The sequence below is a fragment of the Methylobacterium sp. EM32 genome (assembly GCF_040593685.1).
GTDB lineage: Bacteria > Pseudomonadota > Alphaproteobacteria > Rhizobiales > Beijerinckiaceae > Methylobacterium.
The window spans coordinates 36,735-52,852 of the sequence record NZ_JBEXZS010000052.1; the positions used below are offsets into that span (position 1 = coordinate 36,735).

Genomic DNA, 16,118 nt, shown 5'->3' on the forward strand with positions numbered 1-16,118 from the left:
CTCCGACGCGAGGCGGGGTGCGCGAAAGCCGCACAGGGTGAAACATTGCCGTCCCTCGCACGTCACCTCGGGGCCGAGAAACTCAGGGTGAGTATGATGCGACACAAGCCGCTGCGCGAGCAGGTCATGGTGATCACCGGCGCGTCGAGCGGGATTGGGCTCGCCACCGCCCGCATGGCCGCCGAGGGCGGCGCCCGGGTGGTGCTAGCGGCCCGCAGCGGCGACGTGCTCGCGCGGCTAGCCGCGGAGATCGGCGCCCGGGCCGTCGTCGCCACCGCCGATGTCGGGGACCGGGCGCAGGTCGAGGCGGTCGCCGAGACGGCGATCGCGACCTTCGGCGGCTTCGACACCTGGGTCAACGTCGCCGGGCTCACCGTCTACGGGCCCTTGCGCGAGATCACCCAGGAGGACCACGAGCGGCTGATCCGCACCAATTTCTGGGGCACGGTGAACGGCTCCCTCGTCGCCGCCGAGCACCTGCGCGAGCGGGGCGGCGCGCTGGTCAATGTCGGCAGCATCGCCTCCGACCTCGCCTTCCCGTTCCAGGGCCTCTACGCCGCCTCCAAGCACGCGGTGAAGGGGTTCACCGACACGCTGCGCATGGAGCTGATCGCCGAGGGCGCCCCGGTCTCGGTCACCCTGGTGAAGCCGGCCTCCGTCGACACGCCGCTGCCGAACCGGGCCCGCAACTACATGGACCGCCAGCCGACCCTGCCGCCGCCGATCTACCCGCCGCAGGAGGTCGCGCACGCGATCCTGCACGCCGCGGTGCATCCGCAGCGCGACATCGTCGTCGGCGGCGGCGGCAAGCTGTTCGTGATGGGCAAGGACTTCGCGCCCGGCGCCTATGACGAGCTCGCCCCCGCGATCATCGCCCTGCAGAAGCGCGGGGAGAAGCCGCGCGATCCCGCGGGCGCCCTCCATGCCCCGGTGCGGGCCGGCGAGGAGCGCGGCGACCCGCCGGTCCCGGTGATGCGCACCAGCGCCTACACGCGGGCGACCCTGCACCCGCTGGCGAGCGCCGGCGTCGCCGCGGGACTGGCCGCGACGGCAGCGGTCGTGATCGGGAGAATGGCGCGGGGCCGGCGGCTGTTATGACGGCTTCAAGTAGATCCTCTGCGCGACTGGCACCCTCCGTGTCATCCCGGGGCTCGCCGCAGGCGAGAACCCGGGATCCATAACCGCTGACGATGCAGGACAAAGCGGAACGCTTGTCGCCTCGTTCGGCACCATCAGCGGTTATGGATCCCGGGTTCCGCTTTCGCGGCCCCGGGATGACATCAAGGGTGGAAACAAGGTCGGCGCACTCAAGCAGGCCCTGAGCGCCCCCCCTCCTCCAAGTCCCGCCCCCGCGTCTCCGGCAGCCGCCACGCCGCCACCGTGCCGATCAGGCTGAAGGCGGCGAGGTAGTAGGCCGGCGCCATCCGGTCGCCGGTGGCCGCGATCAGCCAGTTGATGACGTAGTTGGTGCTGCCGCCGAACACCGAGACCGCGAGCGCATACACGATGGCAAGCCCCGAGCTGCGCACCGCCCGCGGCAGCGATTCCGGGATGCCGACGATGATCGCCGCCGCGTTGATCGAGGACAGGGCCGAGAGCAGGAAGGTCACGGCGTAGACCGCCGCCGGTCCCGGCGCCCGCAGGAGCCAGGCGAAGGCGGGAACCGCCAGGAGCAGGATCAGGGCGCGGGGCCAGATCATCACCGGCCGCCGGCCGTAGCGATCCGCCAGGCCTCCGCCGAGCAGCGGGAAGGCGACCGAGGCGAGGCCGAGCGCGATCGGCACAGCGGTCGCGGCGGTCTCGGACAGACCCAGGGTCGCGCCGGCATAGACCGGCATGTTGGTGCCGACGGCGTTCGAGACCGTCGAGGCGGCGATGACCAGGAAGGTCAGCCCGAGCAGGCGGCCGTGCTCGCGCAGCAACCGGCCGATGACCGCCCCGGTCGAGGCGGCGGCGTCGGGATCCTCCCCGGTGCCCGCGGTTTCCGGCAGGTGGCTGCGGATGACGAGGCCGACCGGCACCACCGCGAGGCCAACGAGGAACATCACCCGCCAGCCCCATTCCGCCATCGCGGCGTCGCCGACGACGAGGGCCAGGCTCGTCGCCAGCAGCCCGGCGAACAGGGCCGCGCAGCCCTGGCTGGCGATCTGCCAGCTAGTGACGAAGCCGCGGTGTTCCGGCGGTGCCGCCTCCAGCAGGTAGGCGGTCGAGGGGCCGACCTCGCCGCCCAGCGCCAGTCCCTGGATCAGCCGGCCGGCGATGACGATGGCTTGCGCCCATCCGCCGATCTGCGCGTAGCCCGGGCAGGCGGCGAGCATCAGCATGCCGACCGCCATCAGGGCGATGGTGATGAGCATGGCGGGCTTGCGCCCGGCCCGGTCGGCCAGCGCCCCGATCAGCGCGCCGCCGATCGGCCGCATGACGTAGCCGACGCCGAACAGGGCGAGCGAGGCGAGCAGGCTGTGGCTCGCGTCGGAGGCCGGGAAGAACGCCTGGCCGATCGCCTTGGCGAAGAAGGCGTAGACGGTGAAGTCGTAGAATTCGAGGGCGTTGCCGAGCACCACGGCGCCGACCGCCTTGCGGTCGAGGCCGGGACGGACCGGATTGCGCGCGTCCATGCGATGAGGTCAGCGGCCCGGTTCGCGCTTGAGGCCGCCGGTCACCGGCGCGACGCCAGCCGCCACGGCCTCGTCGTAGCCGGACAGCCAGCGCTCCCGCGCCTGCGTACCCTCGGCATAGGGGCAGGCCTCGCGGGCGAGGCCCTTCTCGGGAGCGGCGCGGCCCAAAGCATGGGCGTCGAGGTTGTCGGGTGGGGATTGCATCGGCGCGGCCGGGCTCCTGTCGGGCGGTGCGGGAGACGACGCACGGCCGAGAACCCGAACCGCCGGCGGGGCCGGACGTTCCCGGCGGGCGGCCGATGGATGCGAGCGGCGTGGCGGACCGGGCGGGACGGGCCTATACGACACGCCGCCCGCGCCCCGCAGGAGATGCCGCATTGTCCCACTCCCCGCCCGCTCCGTCGCCGATCGAGGCCGGCCTCAAGCCCGAGCGGCGCGCGGCCTTCCTCGCCGGGTGCCGGCCGGCGACGCGCCGGATCCACGCGCCGATCGTCGACCTCGCCGCCTCGCGCGGCCACCTCAATCCCCGCGGCCTCGGGCGGGCCCGTGCCTTCTCCGATCTCGGCTCGCTCGGGCAGAGCAGCGTCGGCTTCGACAGCCTCGGCGACTACGAGCAGGCCGATGCGGCCGGCCGCGCGGTCTATGGCGGCGCCGAGTACGGCGTCGTCCTCTCCCCGGAGGCCGAGGCGGTCTGCGCGAAGTTCGCGACGCTGCACGGCGGCGCCGGCGCGATCGTCTGCGCGTCGGGCCTCGCGGCGATCGCGATCACGCTCGACGCCTTCGCCCCGAAGGCCGTGCTAATCCCGGACGCCCTGTACTTCCCGGCCTGGCGCTACCTCTCCGAGACCGGCCGCGCCGCGCTCCTCACCTATCCGGCCGGCGCGTCGGGGGAGGAGGTCGGGGCCCTGATCCGAGAGGCGGGCCGGCATTTCGCCCCCGCCGACACGATGGTCTACCTCGAGGCGCCGGCGAGCGGCACCTTCGAGATCCCGGACATCGCCGGCATCGTCGCCGAGGCGCGGCGGGCGGGCTTGCGCACCGTGATGGACAACACCTGGGCGAGCCACGTGCGCTTCCGGCCGCTCGACCACGGCATCGACCTCGCGATCCAGGCGACGACGAAATACGAGGGCGGCTACGGCGACACGCCGAGCGGCATCGTGGTGGCGCGCGACGCGGGCGACCTCGCCCGCCTGCGGCGGCAGCTCCGGATCAGCGGCCACGGCGCGGTCTCGCCCCAGACCTGCGCCCGCCTGTTCCACCGGGTCGACAGCGCGCACGAGCGCCTGGACCGGCACGTCGCCACCGCCGCAGGCCTGATGCGGTGGTTCGAGAGCCGGCCCTTCACCGCCGAGATCCTCAGTCCCACCCGGGAGGACAGTCCCTATCACGCCCGGTTCCGGCAGTATTTCGGCGCCGGCAACAGCCTGTTCACGGTCGCCTTCGACGACAGCGTGTCGGCCGAGCGGGTCCACGCCTTCGTCGACGCGCTGCTGTTGTTTCGCGTCGCCGAGAGCTGGGGCGGCCACGTCTCGCTGGTGCTGCCGGTGCCTCCGCGCAGAGACCCAGCGAGTCTGCCGAAGGGCGCGATGTTCCGCTTCAATGCCGGGCTTGAGGAGGCCGAGGATCTGGTCGCGGACCTCGACCAGGCCGCGCGCGGGACGCTTGATTGAGAGCCTGTTTGATTGGAGCCCACAGAGTTGACACCGTGCATGTCATTCCGGGGCCGCGAAGCGGAGCCCGGAATCCAGAACCTCAAGTCGATCAGAATGAGGCGGAGAGCACTCCGCTTGATCCTGAACCATCCGAGGCTCTGGATTCCGGGCTCCGCTTCGCGGCCCCGGAATGACTCGGAGGGTGCCGATTCTGCAGGGTCCAATCAAATCAGTCTCGAAAGACCCTACGGGTAGCCGTAGCGGGCCTTCGCCGCCGCCAGCAGGCGCATCGCCTCGCCGTCCCGGCCGGCCGCGCAGGCGCTCGACGCGTTGGCGAGGTCGGCCGAGAAGCGCTTGCCGACCGGGGCGTTGAGGTTGCCGGTGGCGACGTCGCTCTCGACGACGGCCTGGGTGCGGGCGATGGCCGGGCCGCAGCCGGTGCCGGCGGGCAGCGCGCCGGCGGGGAGCGCAGCGACCGGGCCGAGCGCGGCCGGCGGCGGGACGGCCGGCTTCGACTGGCAGGCGGCGAGGGCGAAAAGGGCCGCGAGGGCGAGCCCGGGCTTCCGATACGACACGGGGTCAGCTCCATCCTGACGTGAGCACCTGCGGCCAAGCTTGTGGCAAGCACCGGCGGGGCGGTCAATCACGGGACGGGCCCACGTCTGCGACGGCTTGTCATCGTGCCCGCAGGCCGGTACACAGGCGTCCCTCGCACCGGGTTCACACCCTTCAGGAGACGCGAGCCGTGGCTCATGCCGGCTCCCCGCTGACGCTTCCGACGACCGCCCTTTCGGCGGCGCGGGCGCGCGCGCTCCTCCTCGGCGGCCTTCTCCTCCTTATCAGCCCCTGAGGGCCGTCCGGGCGCGCGCCTGGGCCCTTGGGGGAGCTTGAGGACCGAGACACCTTCCCAAATGCCGCGCCCGCGCGACCCCTGATCCCGGGCGAACCAGGATTCCAGACCATGACCGACCAGACCGCCCGCACTCCCTCCCCGGCCGAGCGCGTGCTGATCTTCGACACCACCCTGCGCGACGGCGAGCAGTGCCCCGGCGCTACGATGACCCTGGAGGAGAAGCTGGCGGTGGCCGAGATGCTCGACGCGATGGGCGTCGACATCATCGAGGCCGGCTTCCCGATCGCCTCCAACGGCGACTTCGAGGCGGTGGCCGAGATCGCCCGGCGCTCCAAGTCCGCGGTGATCGCGGGGCTGGCGCGTGCGATTCCCGCCGACATCGCCCGGGCCGGCGAGGCGGTGCGCTTTGCCAAGCGCGGGCGCATCCACACCTTCGTGTCGACCTCACCGATCCATCTGGCCCACCAGATGCGAAAGACCGAGGACGAGGTCCTGGAGATCATCCTGACCACCGTGGCCCAGGCCCGCGACCTCGTCGAGGACGTCGAGTGGTCGGCGATGGACGCGACCCGCACGCCGATCGACTACCTGTGCCGCTGCGTCGAGGCGGCGATCCGGATGGGCGCCACCACCATCAACCTGCCCGACACGGTCGGCTACGCCACGCCCGAGGAGTACCGGGCGATGTTCCGGGCCGTGCGCGAGCGGGTGCCGAACTCCGACAAGGCGGTGTTCTCGGTCCATTGCCACAACGACCTGGGGTTGGCGGTGGCGAACTCGCTCGCCGGCATCGAGGGGGGCGCGCGCCAGATCGAGTGCACCATCAACGGCATCGGCGAGCGGGCCGGCAACGCGGCGCTGGAGGAGATCGTGATGGCGATCAAGACCCGCGCCGACGTGCTGCCCTACGCCACCAGCATCGACACCACCCAGCTCGTGCGTGCCTCGAAGCTGGTGGCCGGCGCGACCCACTTCCCCGTGCAGTACAACAAGGCGATCGTCGGCCGGAACGCCTTCGCCCACGAAAGCGGCATTCACCAGGACGGGATGCTGAAGAACCAGACCACCTACGAGATCATGACGCCGGAATCGGTCGGCGTGCACAAGACCTCGCTGGTGATGGGCAAGCATTCGGGCCGGGCCGCCTTCCGCTCCAAGCTCGACGACATGGGCTACCGGCTGTCCGACAACCAGTTCCAGGACGCCTTCGAGCGGTTCAAGGCGCTGGCCGACCGCAAGAAGCACGTCTACGACGAGGACATCGAGGCCCTGGTCGACGAGAACCTGGCCACCGCCCACGACCGCATCCGGCTGGTCTCGCTCACTGTGGTCGCCGGCACCCGCGGCCCGCAGCGGGCGACGATGAAGCTCGACATCGACGGCAAGGTCGTCACCGAGGAGGTCGACGGCAACGGCCCGGTCGACGCGGTGTTCAACGCCATCCAGGCCCTGGTGCCGCACGAGGCGTCGCTGGAGCTCTACGACGTCCACGCGGTGACCGGCGGCAGCGATGCCCAAGCCGACGTCTCGGTGCGCCTGCGCCAGGACGACCGCATCGTCACCGCCCGCGGCGCCGATCCGGACACCCTGGTCGCCTCGGCCAAGGCCTACCTCGCCGCACTGAACAAGCTGATCGCCGGCGCCAGCCGCCTGCACGCCCAGCACGCCGCCGCCGAGTAAGGGGCGCCGGCAAAAAATCGACAGGTCGGCGGCATCGGGGCTGGACAGCCCGCCGCCGGCCCCTTAAACGACCCTCACCGCCGGGGCGGTTTGGTGGCTTCCCCGGAGGCGCTCTTGTGAGAGCGGGCGCATAGCTCAGTTGGTAGAGCAGCTGACTCTTAATCAGCGGGTCCTAGGTTCGAGCCCTAGTGCGCCCACCACAAAACCCAGTTACTCTCGTGGTAACTTGATCCGGATATCTCAGGATAGCCGGCACCGCAGGAACGGTTGGTGGCCGTTCCCCTTTCGCTCTCGCGAGCGACGGGCGCATAGCTCAGTTGGTAGAGCAGCTGACTCTTAATCAGCGGGTCCTAGGTTCGAGCCCTAGTGCGCCCACCACTCCCCTCCCCGATGGATCGTCAAGCGAAGCGGCGGCTTCGGCGACGCCACGCAAGCTCATGCCGCACATGACCGTCGTGCTGCTGCACGGCCTCGGACGCACGCGGCGCAGCATGGCGCGGCTCGCCTCCCGCCTCGCCGCGGCCGGCCACCACGTCGAGACCCTCGGCTACCCGTCCCGCCGCCTCGGCGTCGCGGCCTGCGCCGTACACCTGCAACCCGCCGTCGCGGCGATCCGGGCCCGGGCTGGGGTTCCGGTCGTCCTCGTCGGACATTCCATGGGCGGCCTCGTCGCCCGGCACCTCGCCGCGGCCGATCCCGCCCTGGCGGCCGGCCTCGTGATGCTGGGCACGCCGAGCCGCGGCAGCGAGGCGGCCGATTGCGTTTCGACCCTCCGACTCGGGCGGGCCGTGTTCGGCCCGGCCCTCCACGATCTGCGCACCGACGCCGCCGGGGCGATCCCGATGCCGGCCTGCCCGATGGCCGCGATCGCCGGCACGCGGGCGCTGATCCCGTTGTTCCGCACCCGCATCCCGCGCCCGCATGACGGCCTGGTCAGCGTGGAGAGCGCGCGGTTCGGCGCCGGCGAGCGCTGGCACGCCGTGCCGGCCCATCACACCTGGCTGATGAACCATCCCGGCGCGGTGGCGGCGGTGCTGGGCGCCGTGGCGTCCTGGTCGCCCCCGGACGGCCGGGCGGGCTGATCTTGCCGTCGACGCTTCGTGCGCTCGCGCACATGACGGGGCCCAGGAGCGGGAACGCAGGTCGGCACCGACGATTTTCCGGCGCAGGATCACCCCGTGCCCTTGCACGAGCGCTGCCATGATTATCCGGCCTCTCATCGTCGCTGCCGCTTGGGCAGCCTTCTGCTTCACCGCCCAGCCGCACCGGGAGCAGGTTTCGCCCCAGGATCCGGTGCTGTTGTCCGGCATCGAGGCGGACCTCGCCAGCCGCCGCTGCGACGGCGTGCGGATCGACGCCGAGCATTTCCGGGCCTTCTCGTCGCAGGTCCAGCTCAACCACGCCGACTTCTTCCAGAAGCCCCGCTCCGTCCGCCTCCAGGCCGCCCTCGACGACCTCGACGGCCGCTTGCGGAGCGACAAGCAGGCGGCCTGCGAGGCGATCTGGGTGGCGTACGGGCCCGGGAGCCAGCTGCAGTTGCTGCGGCGGGGGTGAGGCGCCCGTTCGTCGCTCCCGGCGAAGCTGACACCCTCCATGTCATCCTGGGGCCGCGCAGCGGAACCTGGGATCCATAACCGCTGACGGTTCAGGATGAGGCGGAACACGGTCCGCCTTGTTCTTTGATCTCGGCGGTTATGGATCCCGGGTTCTCGTCTCTGACGAGCCCCGGGATGACCCTGAGAGGTGGAAGCCGATAAGGTCATTCGGCAGGCAGCCGACAGGACCACCACTCGTTCGGACACAAGAAAGCCCGGCCTCGCGGCCGGGCTCCTCAGTCATCAATCATCCCGAACGGCTCAGGCGCTGGCCTGGATCCAGCGGAACAGGTCGCCCTTCGGGGCAGCGCCGACCTTCTGGCCGGCGAGCTCGCCGCCCTTGAAGATCATCAGGGTCGGGATCGAGCGGATGCCGTACTGGGAGGCGATGCCCGGATTCTCGTCCACGTTGACCTTGGCGATCTTCACCCGGCCGTTCATCTCGCTGGAGATCTCTTCCAGGGCCGGGCCGATCGCCCGGCAGGGGCCGCACCACTCGGCCCAGAAATCGACCACGACGGGCTCGGCCGATTGCAGCACGTCCTGCTCGAAGCTCGCGTCGGTCACCTTCACGGTTGCCATCGCCAAATTCCTTTCGTCATGAAGCCGGCCGACGGCGCGGACCGGTTCGCGTGAGTGGGAAGGTAAGAACCGGATCGGGGCCGATCAAGCTTGGCGGCAGCGCCATCCCCACTCTGTCCGTGTGCTCCCGCACCTCGGGTCACGCCAGGGTGCCGAGGGCGGCGTCGCACTCCTCCGGCGTCAGGCGGCGGACCACCGGTCCCGCGGTCCAGACCAGGAGCGGCACCAGGGCGCGCCCGGGATAGATCGTGCCGAGGAGGCGGGCGTAGAGCGCCACCTGCGCCGCCTGGCCCCGCGGCGTCGGCGCGCCTGGTGCCGGCGGGCGGCCGGTCTTGAAATCGACGAGCCAGACCGCCTCCTCCGTCACCGCGATCCGGTCGACCCGGCCATGCACCGGGCGCAACGCGCCGCCGACCGAAACGCTGCCGGCGAGCGTCACCTCGGCCTGAGCCTGCGGCCCGAACAGCACCGCGAGGTCGGGGTCGTCGAGGAGCCGCAAAGCCTCCGCGGCGATGGCGGCGCGCCTCGCCGCGTCGAGGCCCGGGGCGCGGGCGGCGACGAAGGCCTCGGCGGCACTCGGACGCCGCTCGGGCGCGAGACTGGGGAGATGCTCCAGCAGGGCGTGGACCAGGACGCCGCGGCGGCGGGCGGCCGGGTCGCTGGAGCGGGCATCCGAGCGGCGCGGCTCGTCGGCGGCACCGAGGCCCGAGGGGCGCAAGGGAGGCAGCGGCTCGGCCTCGGGCACGACCGGGCGGTGCAGCCAGTCCGGCACGGTTTCGGGCACCTCCACGCCGTCGGGCTTGGCGGGAGTTTCCGGCAGCGCGGCACCCTCGCGCCAGCTCTCGGCCGGGCCGTAGGGCATCTCCGCCACCTCGACGCCGCCGAAGGACGCGACGAGGCCGCGGCGGATCATCTCGCACCAGGCCTCGGCCGGTGTCTCCTTGTCGTTGTTCGCGTACGGCGCGACCACCAGCCGGTCCTTGGCCCGGGTCATCGCGACGTAGAGCAGGCGGTTGTGCTCCTCGCCGGCCTTGGCGTGCAGCGCGTCGCGGGCGGTCCCGACCGCCGGAGAGTCATGGGCCTTGGCGCTCGACCAGACCGGCACGGTGCTGCCGTCGGGCAGCCGCATCGGGATCAGCGGCGGATCGCGGCCGAGCGCGTCGCAGCCGTCGAGCACCAGCACCAGCGGCGCCTCCAGGCCCTTGGCGCCATGCACCGTCATCACCCGCACCTCGTCGCGGGCGGAATCGAGGTCGCGCTTCACCGTGTGGCCGCCGGCATCGCGCCCGCCGCTCGGGGCATAGCGGGAGAGGAAGCCGGTGAGCGAGGGCGCGTCGGGCCCGGCCTCGGCCTGGGCGGCGGCTATGAGAAAGACGTCGATGGCGTCGCCCGCCTCGCCGCCGAGGCGCTGCACCAGCAGGGCGCGGCCGCCGCGGGGGCCGAGCAGCTCGGCGTAGAAGCCGAACGGCCCGTGCGCCCGGGCGAGCGCCGCCCAGCCGTCGAGCGCCGTGACGCCGCGCAGGGCCGCCGGGTCGCCGGCCTCCGCCCGGCGGCGCAGAGCCGCCACCAGCGACTCCGCCGGGTCGCGACCGGCCGCGATGCCGACGAGGTCGTCGTCGGTGAGGCCGACGAGCGGCGTCTTGAGGGCAGTCGCGAGGGTCAGGTCGTCCTGCGGCAACAGGGCGGCGCGGCCCGCCGCCACGAGGTCGAGGACCGCGATATGGGCGGCGATGTCGAGGCGGTCCTGGCCCGCCACCGGCACGCCCTCGGCCTTGAGCGCCCGGATCACCCCCTCGAAGGCCGCCGAGCGCTTGCGCACCAGGATCAGGACCTCGCCCGGCCGCCAGACCCGGCCGGATTCGTCGCCGGTCGTGGTCCAGAGCCGCACCGCCTTCGCGACCCGGCGCGCCGCGACGAGCGCCGGCGCGCCGGCCTCGATCGCGTCGACCGGGTGGGTCCAGGCGTCGGGCTCCTCCTCGGCGCCCGGTCGCTCGACCGGCCACAGCTCGACCAGGCCCGGCGCCCGCACCCGGGCGGTGGAGTGCACGGTGCCGATCGCCATGTCGCCGAATGACAGGCCGCGGTAATGGTCCTCGATCCCGAAGGTGGCATCGACCGCCCGCAGCACCCCGATCGCCGAGCGGAACGACAGGGTGAGGCCGACATCGGCGAAGGGCAGGCCGGCGCCTTCCGCATCGCGCCGCCAGGCCCGCCGCGTGGTCTCGAACTCCTCCGGCGCGGCTCCCTGGAAGCTGTAGATCGACTGCTTCGGGTCGCCGACGGCGAAGCGCGTGCGGGACAGGCCGTTGCCCGCCTCGCGGGCCCCTTCGCCGGCGCAGAAATCCTCGGTGATCCGGCGCAGGATCTCCCATTGCTGCGGGTTGGTGTCCTGCGCCTCGTCGATCAGCACGTGGTCGACGCCGCGGTCGAGCTTGTACAGCACCCAGGCCGAATCGACCCGGGTCAGCAGGTCCAAGGTCTTGTGGATCAGGTCGTCGAAATCGAGGGCGCCGAGGCGCGCCTTCTGCGCCTCCATCCGGCGGTGGATCTCGGCCGCCAGCGTGAACAGGGCCTCGGTGCGGGCATAGGCCCGGGCGGCCTTGAGGCGGTCGCGAAGGCCGGCGAGCCGCGCCTGCTCGGCGAGGAGCGCCTCCTTCGCGGCGGCCGGAACCGACTTCGTGCCGAGCGACGAGGCGGCGTAAGCGTCGCCCTCGCCCTCGTCCTTGAAGAAGGCCGCGAGCAGGAGCGTCAGCCGGGCCGGGCCGGTCGCGGCGACGGCGAGCGCCAGGGCGTCGGCGCGCTTCTCGTCGGTGGCCTTGGCCGTCCGCAGGGCCTCGATCAAACCGGCGAGATCGGGCCCGCCATCGAGCATCCGCGCCTCGATTTCCGCCAGGGTCTCGCCGGGGGCGAGGCCCAGGGCACCGCGCAGGGCGTCGAGGCGGGCGGGCAGACCGTCCTTGTGCCCGATCAGGCCGCGATGCTGCACCGCCGCCGTCATCGCCCGGCGCAAGGCCTCGCCCGCCGCCTCGGGGGCGACCAGGCTCAGCGCCGCGGCGAGAGCCGGGTGCCGCTCGTCGACCGCGTCGGCGAGCACGTTGTCGATGGTCCGGTCGATCGCCTCGCGGGTCTGGGCCTCGTCCAGCACCACGAAGCGGGCCGGCACGTTGGCCTCGAACGGCACGAGGTGGAGCAGGCGCTCGCAGAGCGCGTGCAGGGTCTCGATCTTGAGCCCCCCCGGCGTCTCCACCGCCCGGGCGAACAGGCGCCGCGCCCGACGCAAGGTCGCGCCGTCCGGCGCCTCGCCCTCCAGCGCCGTCAGTTCCACGCGGAGCGCCGCCTCGTCGAGGGTGACCCAGCGGCCGAGCCGCTCGAACACCCGGATCGCCATGTTGGCGGCGGCGGCCTTGGTGAAGGTGAGGCAGAGGATCTTGGCCGGGGCCGCGCCGTGCAGCAGCAGGCGCACCACCCGGTCGGTGAGCACCTTGGTCTTGCCCGCCCCCGCATTGGCCGACACCCAGGCCGAGGCCCGCGGATCCGCCGCCCGCCGCTGCGCCGCCTGCGTCAGGCCGTCGACGACGAACCCCTCGATACCCATCCGAACTCCCGCTGCGGCCAGGCGGCCATCCTGCCGCGGTCGCACTCAACGGGCCGTTGCCTCAAGCGGCGTCAGGGAGCGACGCACAGGGATTTCGGGGAGCGTGGCGGCGGGGGCACAGACGCCGCTCGGCCCCGAAGGCCGGCGAGGTGCGTCGGCGCACATCCCGACGCCCCCGTCTCAATCGGGGCAACGGGATTGATGCAGTGCGGTGAACTTTCCGCAGCGTCCGTCGTTTGACCCAGGAGCCGCCCGCCGGCCGCGCGGGCGGTCCGCGGCGGGCATCGACCAACCCGGCACAGCGAGATCCTCGATGCTCAAGACCATCACCTACGCGATGATCGGCGTCCTGGCCTGCGGGCTGATGGTGGCCGTTGTCGGCGCCTCCGGCGTCATCGGCGGCTAAGGGACAATGAGGGCCCGCTCCCGACGGGGGCGGGCCTTTTCTCTTACTTCTCCCGGAACGCCCGGGCGACCTGGTCGGACAGCGGCTTGACGAAGAAGCTCATCACCGTGCGCGACTGCGTCTGGATGAAGGCCTCGACCGGCATGCCGGGGGTGAGCCGCACCGTGCCGAGGCGCTTCAGCTCGGATTCCGCCACCGCGACCCGGGTGGTGTAGGCGCTCTGACCGGTACGCGGGTCGGTGGTGAGATCGGGGGAGATCCGCGAGACCGTGCCCATGATCACCGGCGTGGTGCGCTGGTTGAACGCCGAGAACCGCAAGGTCGCCGCCTGGCCGACATGGACCTGGTCGATGTCCTGCGGCGCGAGCTTGGCCTCGACGGTGAGGTGATCGGCGGTCGGCACGATCTGCATGATCTCGGCGCCGGGCGCCACGACGCCGCCCACCGTGTGGACCGCGAGCTGGTGCACGAGCCCATCCTGGGGCGCCCGGATATCGACGCGCTTGAGCTGGTCCTCGGCGGCGATGCGCCGCTCGGCGTATTCAGACATCTTGCTGCGGATCTCGGCCAGTTCCTTGCCCACCTCGGTGCGCAGGTCCTGGTCGATCTGCAGGATCTGCAGCCGCGTCTCGGTGATGCGCCCGCGCACCTGGGCGATGGTGGAGATCAGCGTCCCCTTCTCGCCCTCCAGGCGGGCGAGATCGCGCTCGAGGGCGCTCACCCGCTGGATCGGCACCAGCTTCTTCTCCCAGAGATCGCGCACCCCGCCGAGCTCCCGCTCGATCAGGACGATCTCCCGGGCCTTGGCGGCGATCTGCTCGTCGAGGCCGCGGATCTGCTCGGCGAGCTGGCCGACCCGCTCGGCGAGCTGGGACTTCTGGCCCTCGCGGGCGCTCCCCCGCGTCTGGAACAGGCGGCGCTCGCCGGTCATCAGCCCGGCCACCACCGGATCGGCGGTCCGCCCGATCAGCTCGCCCGGGAAGGCGACGTCGGCGGTGCCGTCGCGCTCGGCCTCAAGGCGGGCGCGACGCGCGGTCGATTCGTCGATCGAGCGGGTGACGATGGCGAGGTTGGCTTGCAGCACCGTCTCGTCGAGGCGCAGGAGCACGTCGCCGGCGGCGACCCGGTCGCCGTTCTTCACCCGCAACTCGCCGACGACGCCGCCGGTCGGGTGCTGCACCTTCTTGACGTCGGACTCGACCACGAGCGAGCCGGCGGTGACGACGGCGCCGGAGAACTCGGCGAGCGCCGCCCAGCCGCCGGCGCCGACGAACAGGAGGAGGCCGCCGACCACGCCGGCGAGCAGATGACGGCGGATCGACGCCTGGGTTTCGGGGGTGATCGGATTCATCATGCGCGCCCTCCCTGGGCGACCTTGAGGGAGAAGCCGGGCGCGAAGCTCGCCGAGCCGGCATGCATCGGCTGCATCGGGCGCGGCCGGTTGAGGGCGGGCAGCACCTCGTCGCGGGGGCCGAGCGCCTGGACGCGGCCATGGGCCATCACCATCACCTGGTCGACCGCTGCGAGGGCGCTCGGCCGGTGGGCGATCACCACCACGATGCCGCGGCGCGCCCGCACCCCGGCGATCGCCTCGGTGAGCGCGGCCTCGCCCTCCTGGTCGAGGTTCGAGTTGGGCTCGTCGAGCACCACCAGGAAGGGCTCGCCGTAGAGGGCGCGGGCGAGCGCCAGGCGCTGGCGCTGGCCGGCGGAGAGCAGCGCGCCGCGCTCGCCGATCTGGGTCTGGTAGCCGTCCGGCAGGGCGAGGATCAGGTCGTGGACCCGCGCGGCCCTGGCCGCCGCGATGATGCCCTCGGCCTCGGCGCCGGGCCGGAAGCGCGCGATGTTGGCCGCGACCGTGCCGGGAAACAGCTCGACCTCCTGCGGCAGGTAGCCGACATGGCGGCCGAGATCCTGCGGCCGCCACTGGTCGAGGCGGGCGCCGTCGAGGCGCACCGCGCCGCGATCGGCGGGCCAGATGCCGACGAGGAGACGCGCGAGCGACGACTTGCCGGAGGCGCTGTGGCCGACGATGCCGAGCCCCTGCCCCGGCCGCAGCGTCAGGCTGACGTCGAGGGCGGTGAGGCGCTGGCCGCCGGGCGGGCCGACGCTCGCCTGCTCGACGGTGAGGCTGTCGCGCGGCGCCGGCAGGGTCAGGCCCTCCGGCTCGGGGCCCGCGGCCGAGAGGGCGCTGCCGAGATGGCGCCAGCACTCGCGGGCGGCGGAGAAGGTCTTCCAGTAGCCGATGGCCTGGTCGATCGGCGCAAGCGCCCGGGCGCTCAGGATCGAGCCGGCGATGATGACGCCGGCCGTGGCTTCCTGGCGGATCACCAGGAAGGCGCCGACGCCGAGCACCGCCGATTGCAGCACCACCCGCAGCACCTTCGAGGTGTTGTGGATCGCCCCCGTGATCTCGGAGGTGCGCTCCTGCGTGGCGTGCGAGGCGGCGTTGACCTTCGACCACAGGCCGGCGAGGTCGGGCTCCATGCCCATCGCCCGCACGGTCTCGGCGTTGCGCCGGCTCGCCTCGGCGACGAAGCCGCGGGCGGCGGAGGCCTCGCGGGCGTCGCGGGCGTGGTGGCGGGTGAGGATCTCGGCGAGGATCGTCAGACCGACGAGGGCCAGGGCGCCGAGGAGCGCGGTCATCCCGATCCAGACGTGGAAAGCGAAGAGCAGGCCAAGATAGACCGGGATCCACGGCAGGTCGAACAGCGCGCCGGGACCGCCGCCGGCGAGCGCCCCGCGGATCTGGTCGAGGTCGCGCATCGGGCGCAGGCCGTCGGCTTCCGCCCGCCCGCGGAGCGGCAGGGTGACGACGGCGCGGAAGACCTGCCGGCTCAGGGATTCGTCGAAGGCGCGGCCCGCCCGCAGGAGCAGGCGCGAGCGGATCAGGTCGAAGTAGCCCTGGCCGAGATAGAGCACCAGCACGATCAGGCTCAGGCCCACCAGCGTCGGCACGCTGCGGCTCGGGATCACCCGGTCGTAGACTTCGAGCATGTAGAACGAGCCGGCGAGCGCCAGCAGGTTGACCGCGCCGCTGAGCACCGCGACGCCGATGACGACGTGGCGCAGCCGCGCCAGGGCTGCCACCATCGGCGGTGCCGAGGCGGCCCGGGACCGGCCGAGGCCGAAGGCCG

At 72.5% G+C, this 16,118-nt stretch carries 12 protein-coding genes and 2 tRNA genes; 7 read left to right on the forward strand and 7 right to left on the reverse strand.

Annotated elements, in window-relative coordinates; translation table 11 throughout:
* Positions 1-96: 96 nt before the first annotated feature.
* Positions 97-1,098: an SDR family oxidoreductase gene (locus ABZT49_RS08145; protein ID WP_355285214.1), complete on the forward strand. Its 1,002-nt coding sequence runs from the start codon at positions 97-99 to the stop codon at positions 1,096-1,098.
* 209 nt (positions 1,099-1,307) lie between these two features.
* Here the strand turns inward: ABZT49_RS08145 and ABZT49_RS08150 are convergent, their stop codons facing one another.
* A complete protein-coding gene (locus ABZT49_RS08150) occupies positions 1,308-2,618 on the reverse strand; it encodes an MFS transporter (protein WP_355285216.1) in 1,311 nt (436 codons plus the stop codon).
* 9 nt (positions 2,619-2,627) lie between these two features.
* On the reverse strand, positions 2,628-2,822 hold the full coding sequence (locus tag ABZT49_RS08155; protein WP_355285218.1) for an Rmf/CrpP family protein: 195 nt from the start codon (positions 2,820-2,822) through the stop codon (positions 2,628-2,630).
* A 173-nt stretch (positions 2,823-2,995) separates the two neighbouring features.
* Here ABZT49_RS08155 and ABZT49_RS08160 point away from each other — a divergent pair, with 173 nt between their 5' ends.
* Positions 2,996-4,291 (forward strand): PLP-dependent transferase, encoded by a 1,296-nt coding sequence (locus tag ABZT49_RS08160; RefSeq protein ID WP_355285220.1) that lies wholly within the window; start codon positions 2,996-2,998, stop codon positions 4,289-4,291.
* 227 nt (positions 4,292-4,518) lie between these two features.
* On the opposite strand, the gene ABZT49_RS08165 is transcribed toward ABZT49_RS08160, so the two are convergent.
* Entirely contained in the window at positions 4,519-4,848 is a 330-nt protein-coding gene (locus tag ABZT49_RS08165) for a hypothetical protein (protein ID WP_355285221.1), read from the reverse strand.
* Between the two features lie 386 nt (positions 4,849-5,234).
* Here ABZT49_RS08165 and ABZT49_RS08170 point away from each other — a divergent pair, with 386 nt between their 5' ends.
* From ABZT49_RS08170 to ABZT49_RS08190, 5 genes are all read left to right on the forward strand, one after another.
* Positions 5,235-6,806, forward strand: coding sequence for a 2-isopropylmalate synthase (locus ABZT49_RS08170; RefSeq protein WP_355285222.1), 1,572 nt, complete (start codon positions 5,235-5,237; stop codon positions 6,804-6,806).
* A 124-nt stretch (positions 6,807-6,930) separates the two neighbouring features.
* Positions 6,931-7,006, forward strand: a tRNA-Lys gene (locus tag ABZT49_RS08175).
* Positions 7,007-7,108: 102 nt separating this feature from the next.
* A tRNA-Lys gene (locus tag ABZT49_RS08180) sits at positions 7,109-7,184 on the forward strand.
* A 59-nt stretch (positions 7,185-7,243) separates the two neighbouring features.
* Positions 7,244-7,888 carry an alpha/beta fold hydrolase gene (locus tag ABZT49_RS08185; protein ID WP_355285224.1) on the forward strand — a complete coding sequence of 215 codons (645 nt, stop codon included), beginning with the start codon at positions 7,244-7,246 and terminating at the stop codon, positions 7,886-7,888.
* A 118-nt stretch (positions 7,889-8,006) separates the two neighbouring features.
* A complete protein-coding gene (locus tag ABZT49_RS08190) occupies positions 8,007-8,360 on the forward strand; it encodes a hypothetical protein (RefSeq protein WP_355285226.1) in 354 nt (117 codons plus the stop codon).
* A 302-nt stretch (positions 8,361-8,662) separates the two neighbouring features.
* On the opposite strand, the gene trxA is transcribed toward ABZT49_RS08190, so the two are convergent.
* The 4 genes from trxA to ABZT49_RS08210 form a co-directional block, all read right to left on the reverse strand.
* Positions 8,663-8,983, reverse strand: coding sequence for a thioredoxin (gene trxA, locus ABZT49_RS08195; RefSeq protein ID WP_093564472.1), 321 nt, complete (start codon positions 8,981-8,983; stop codon positions 8,663-8,665).
* A 139-nt stretch (positions 8,984-9,122) separates the two neighbouring features.
* Entirely contained in the window at positions 9,123-12,578 is a 3,456-nt protein-coding gene (gene addA, locus ABZT49_RS08200; RefSeq protein WP_355285229.1) for a double-strand break repair helicase AddA, read from the reverse strand.
* A 449-nt stretch (positions 12,579-13,027) separates the two neighbouring features.
* Complete coding sequence (locus tag ABZT49_RS08205; protein ID WP_355285268.1) at positions 13,028-14,335, reverse strand: HlyD family type I secretion periplasmic adaptor subunit; 1,308 nt, start codon at positions 14,333-14,335, stop codon at positions 13,028-13,030.
* On the reverse strand, positions 14,335-16,074 hold the full coding sequence (locus ABZT49_RS08210; RefSeq protein ID WP_407943461.1) for a type I secretion system permease/ATPase: 1,740 nt from the start codon (positions 16,072-16,074) through the stop codon (positions 14,335-14,337). Before ABZT49_RS08210 ends, ABZT49_RS08205 begins: the two co-directional genes overlap by 1 nt.
* Positions 16,075-16,118: the final 44 nt, after the last annotated feature.

Coding starts and splice junctions, on each gene's coding strand:
- ABZT49_RS08170 (WP_355285222.1), top strand. CDS start 5,235: ATGACCGACCAGACCGCCCGCACTCCCTCCCCGGCCGAGCGCGTGCTG.
- ABZT49_RS08150 (WP_355285216.1), bottom strand. CDS start 2,618: ATGGACGCGCGCAATCCGGTCCGTCCCGGCCTCGACCGCAAGGCGGTC.
- ABZT49_RS08190 (WP_355285226.1), top strand. CDS start 8,007: ATGATTATCCGGCCTCTCATCGTCGCTGCCGCTTGGGCAGCCTTCTGC.
- addA (WP_355285229.1), bottom strand. CDS start 12,578: ATGGGTATCGAGGGGTTCGTCGTCGACGGCCTGACGCAGGCGGCGCAG.
- ABZT49_RS08145 (WP_355285214.1), top strand. CDS start 97: ATGCGACACAAGCCGCTGCGCGAGCAGGTCATGGTGATCACCGGCGCG.
- ABZT49_RS08185 (WP_355285224.1), top strand. CDS start 7,244: ATGCCGCACATGACCGTCGTGCTGCTGCACGGCCTCGGACGCACGCGG.
- ABZT49_RS08205 (WP_355285268.1), bottom strand. CDS start 14,335: ATGAATCCGATCACCCCCGAAACCCAGGCGTCGATCCGCCGTCATCTG.
- ABZT49_RS08210 (WP_407943461.1), bottom strand. CDS start 16,074: ATGGTGGCAGCCCTGGCGCGGCTGCGCCACGTCGTCATCGGCGTCGCG.
- trxA (WP_093564472.1), bottom strand. CDS start 8,983: ATGGCAACCGTGAAGGTGACCGACGCGAGCTTCGAGCAGGACGTGCTG.
- ABZT49_RS08155 (WP_355285218.1), bottom strand. CDS start 2,822: ATGCAATCCCCACCCGACAACCTCGACGCCCATGCTTTGGGCCGCGCC.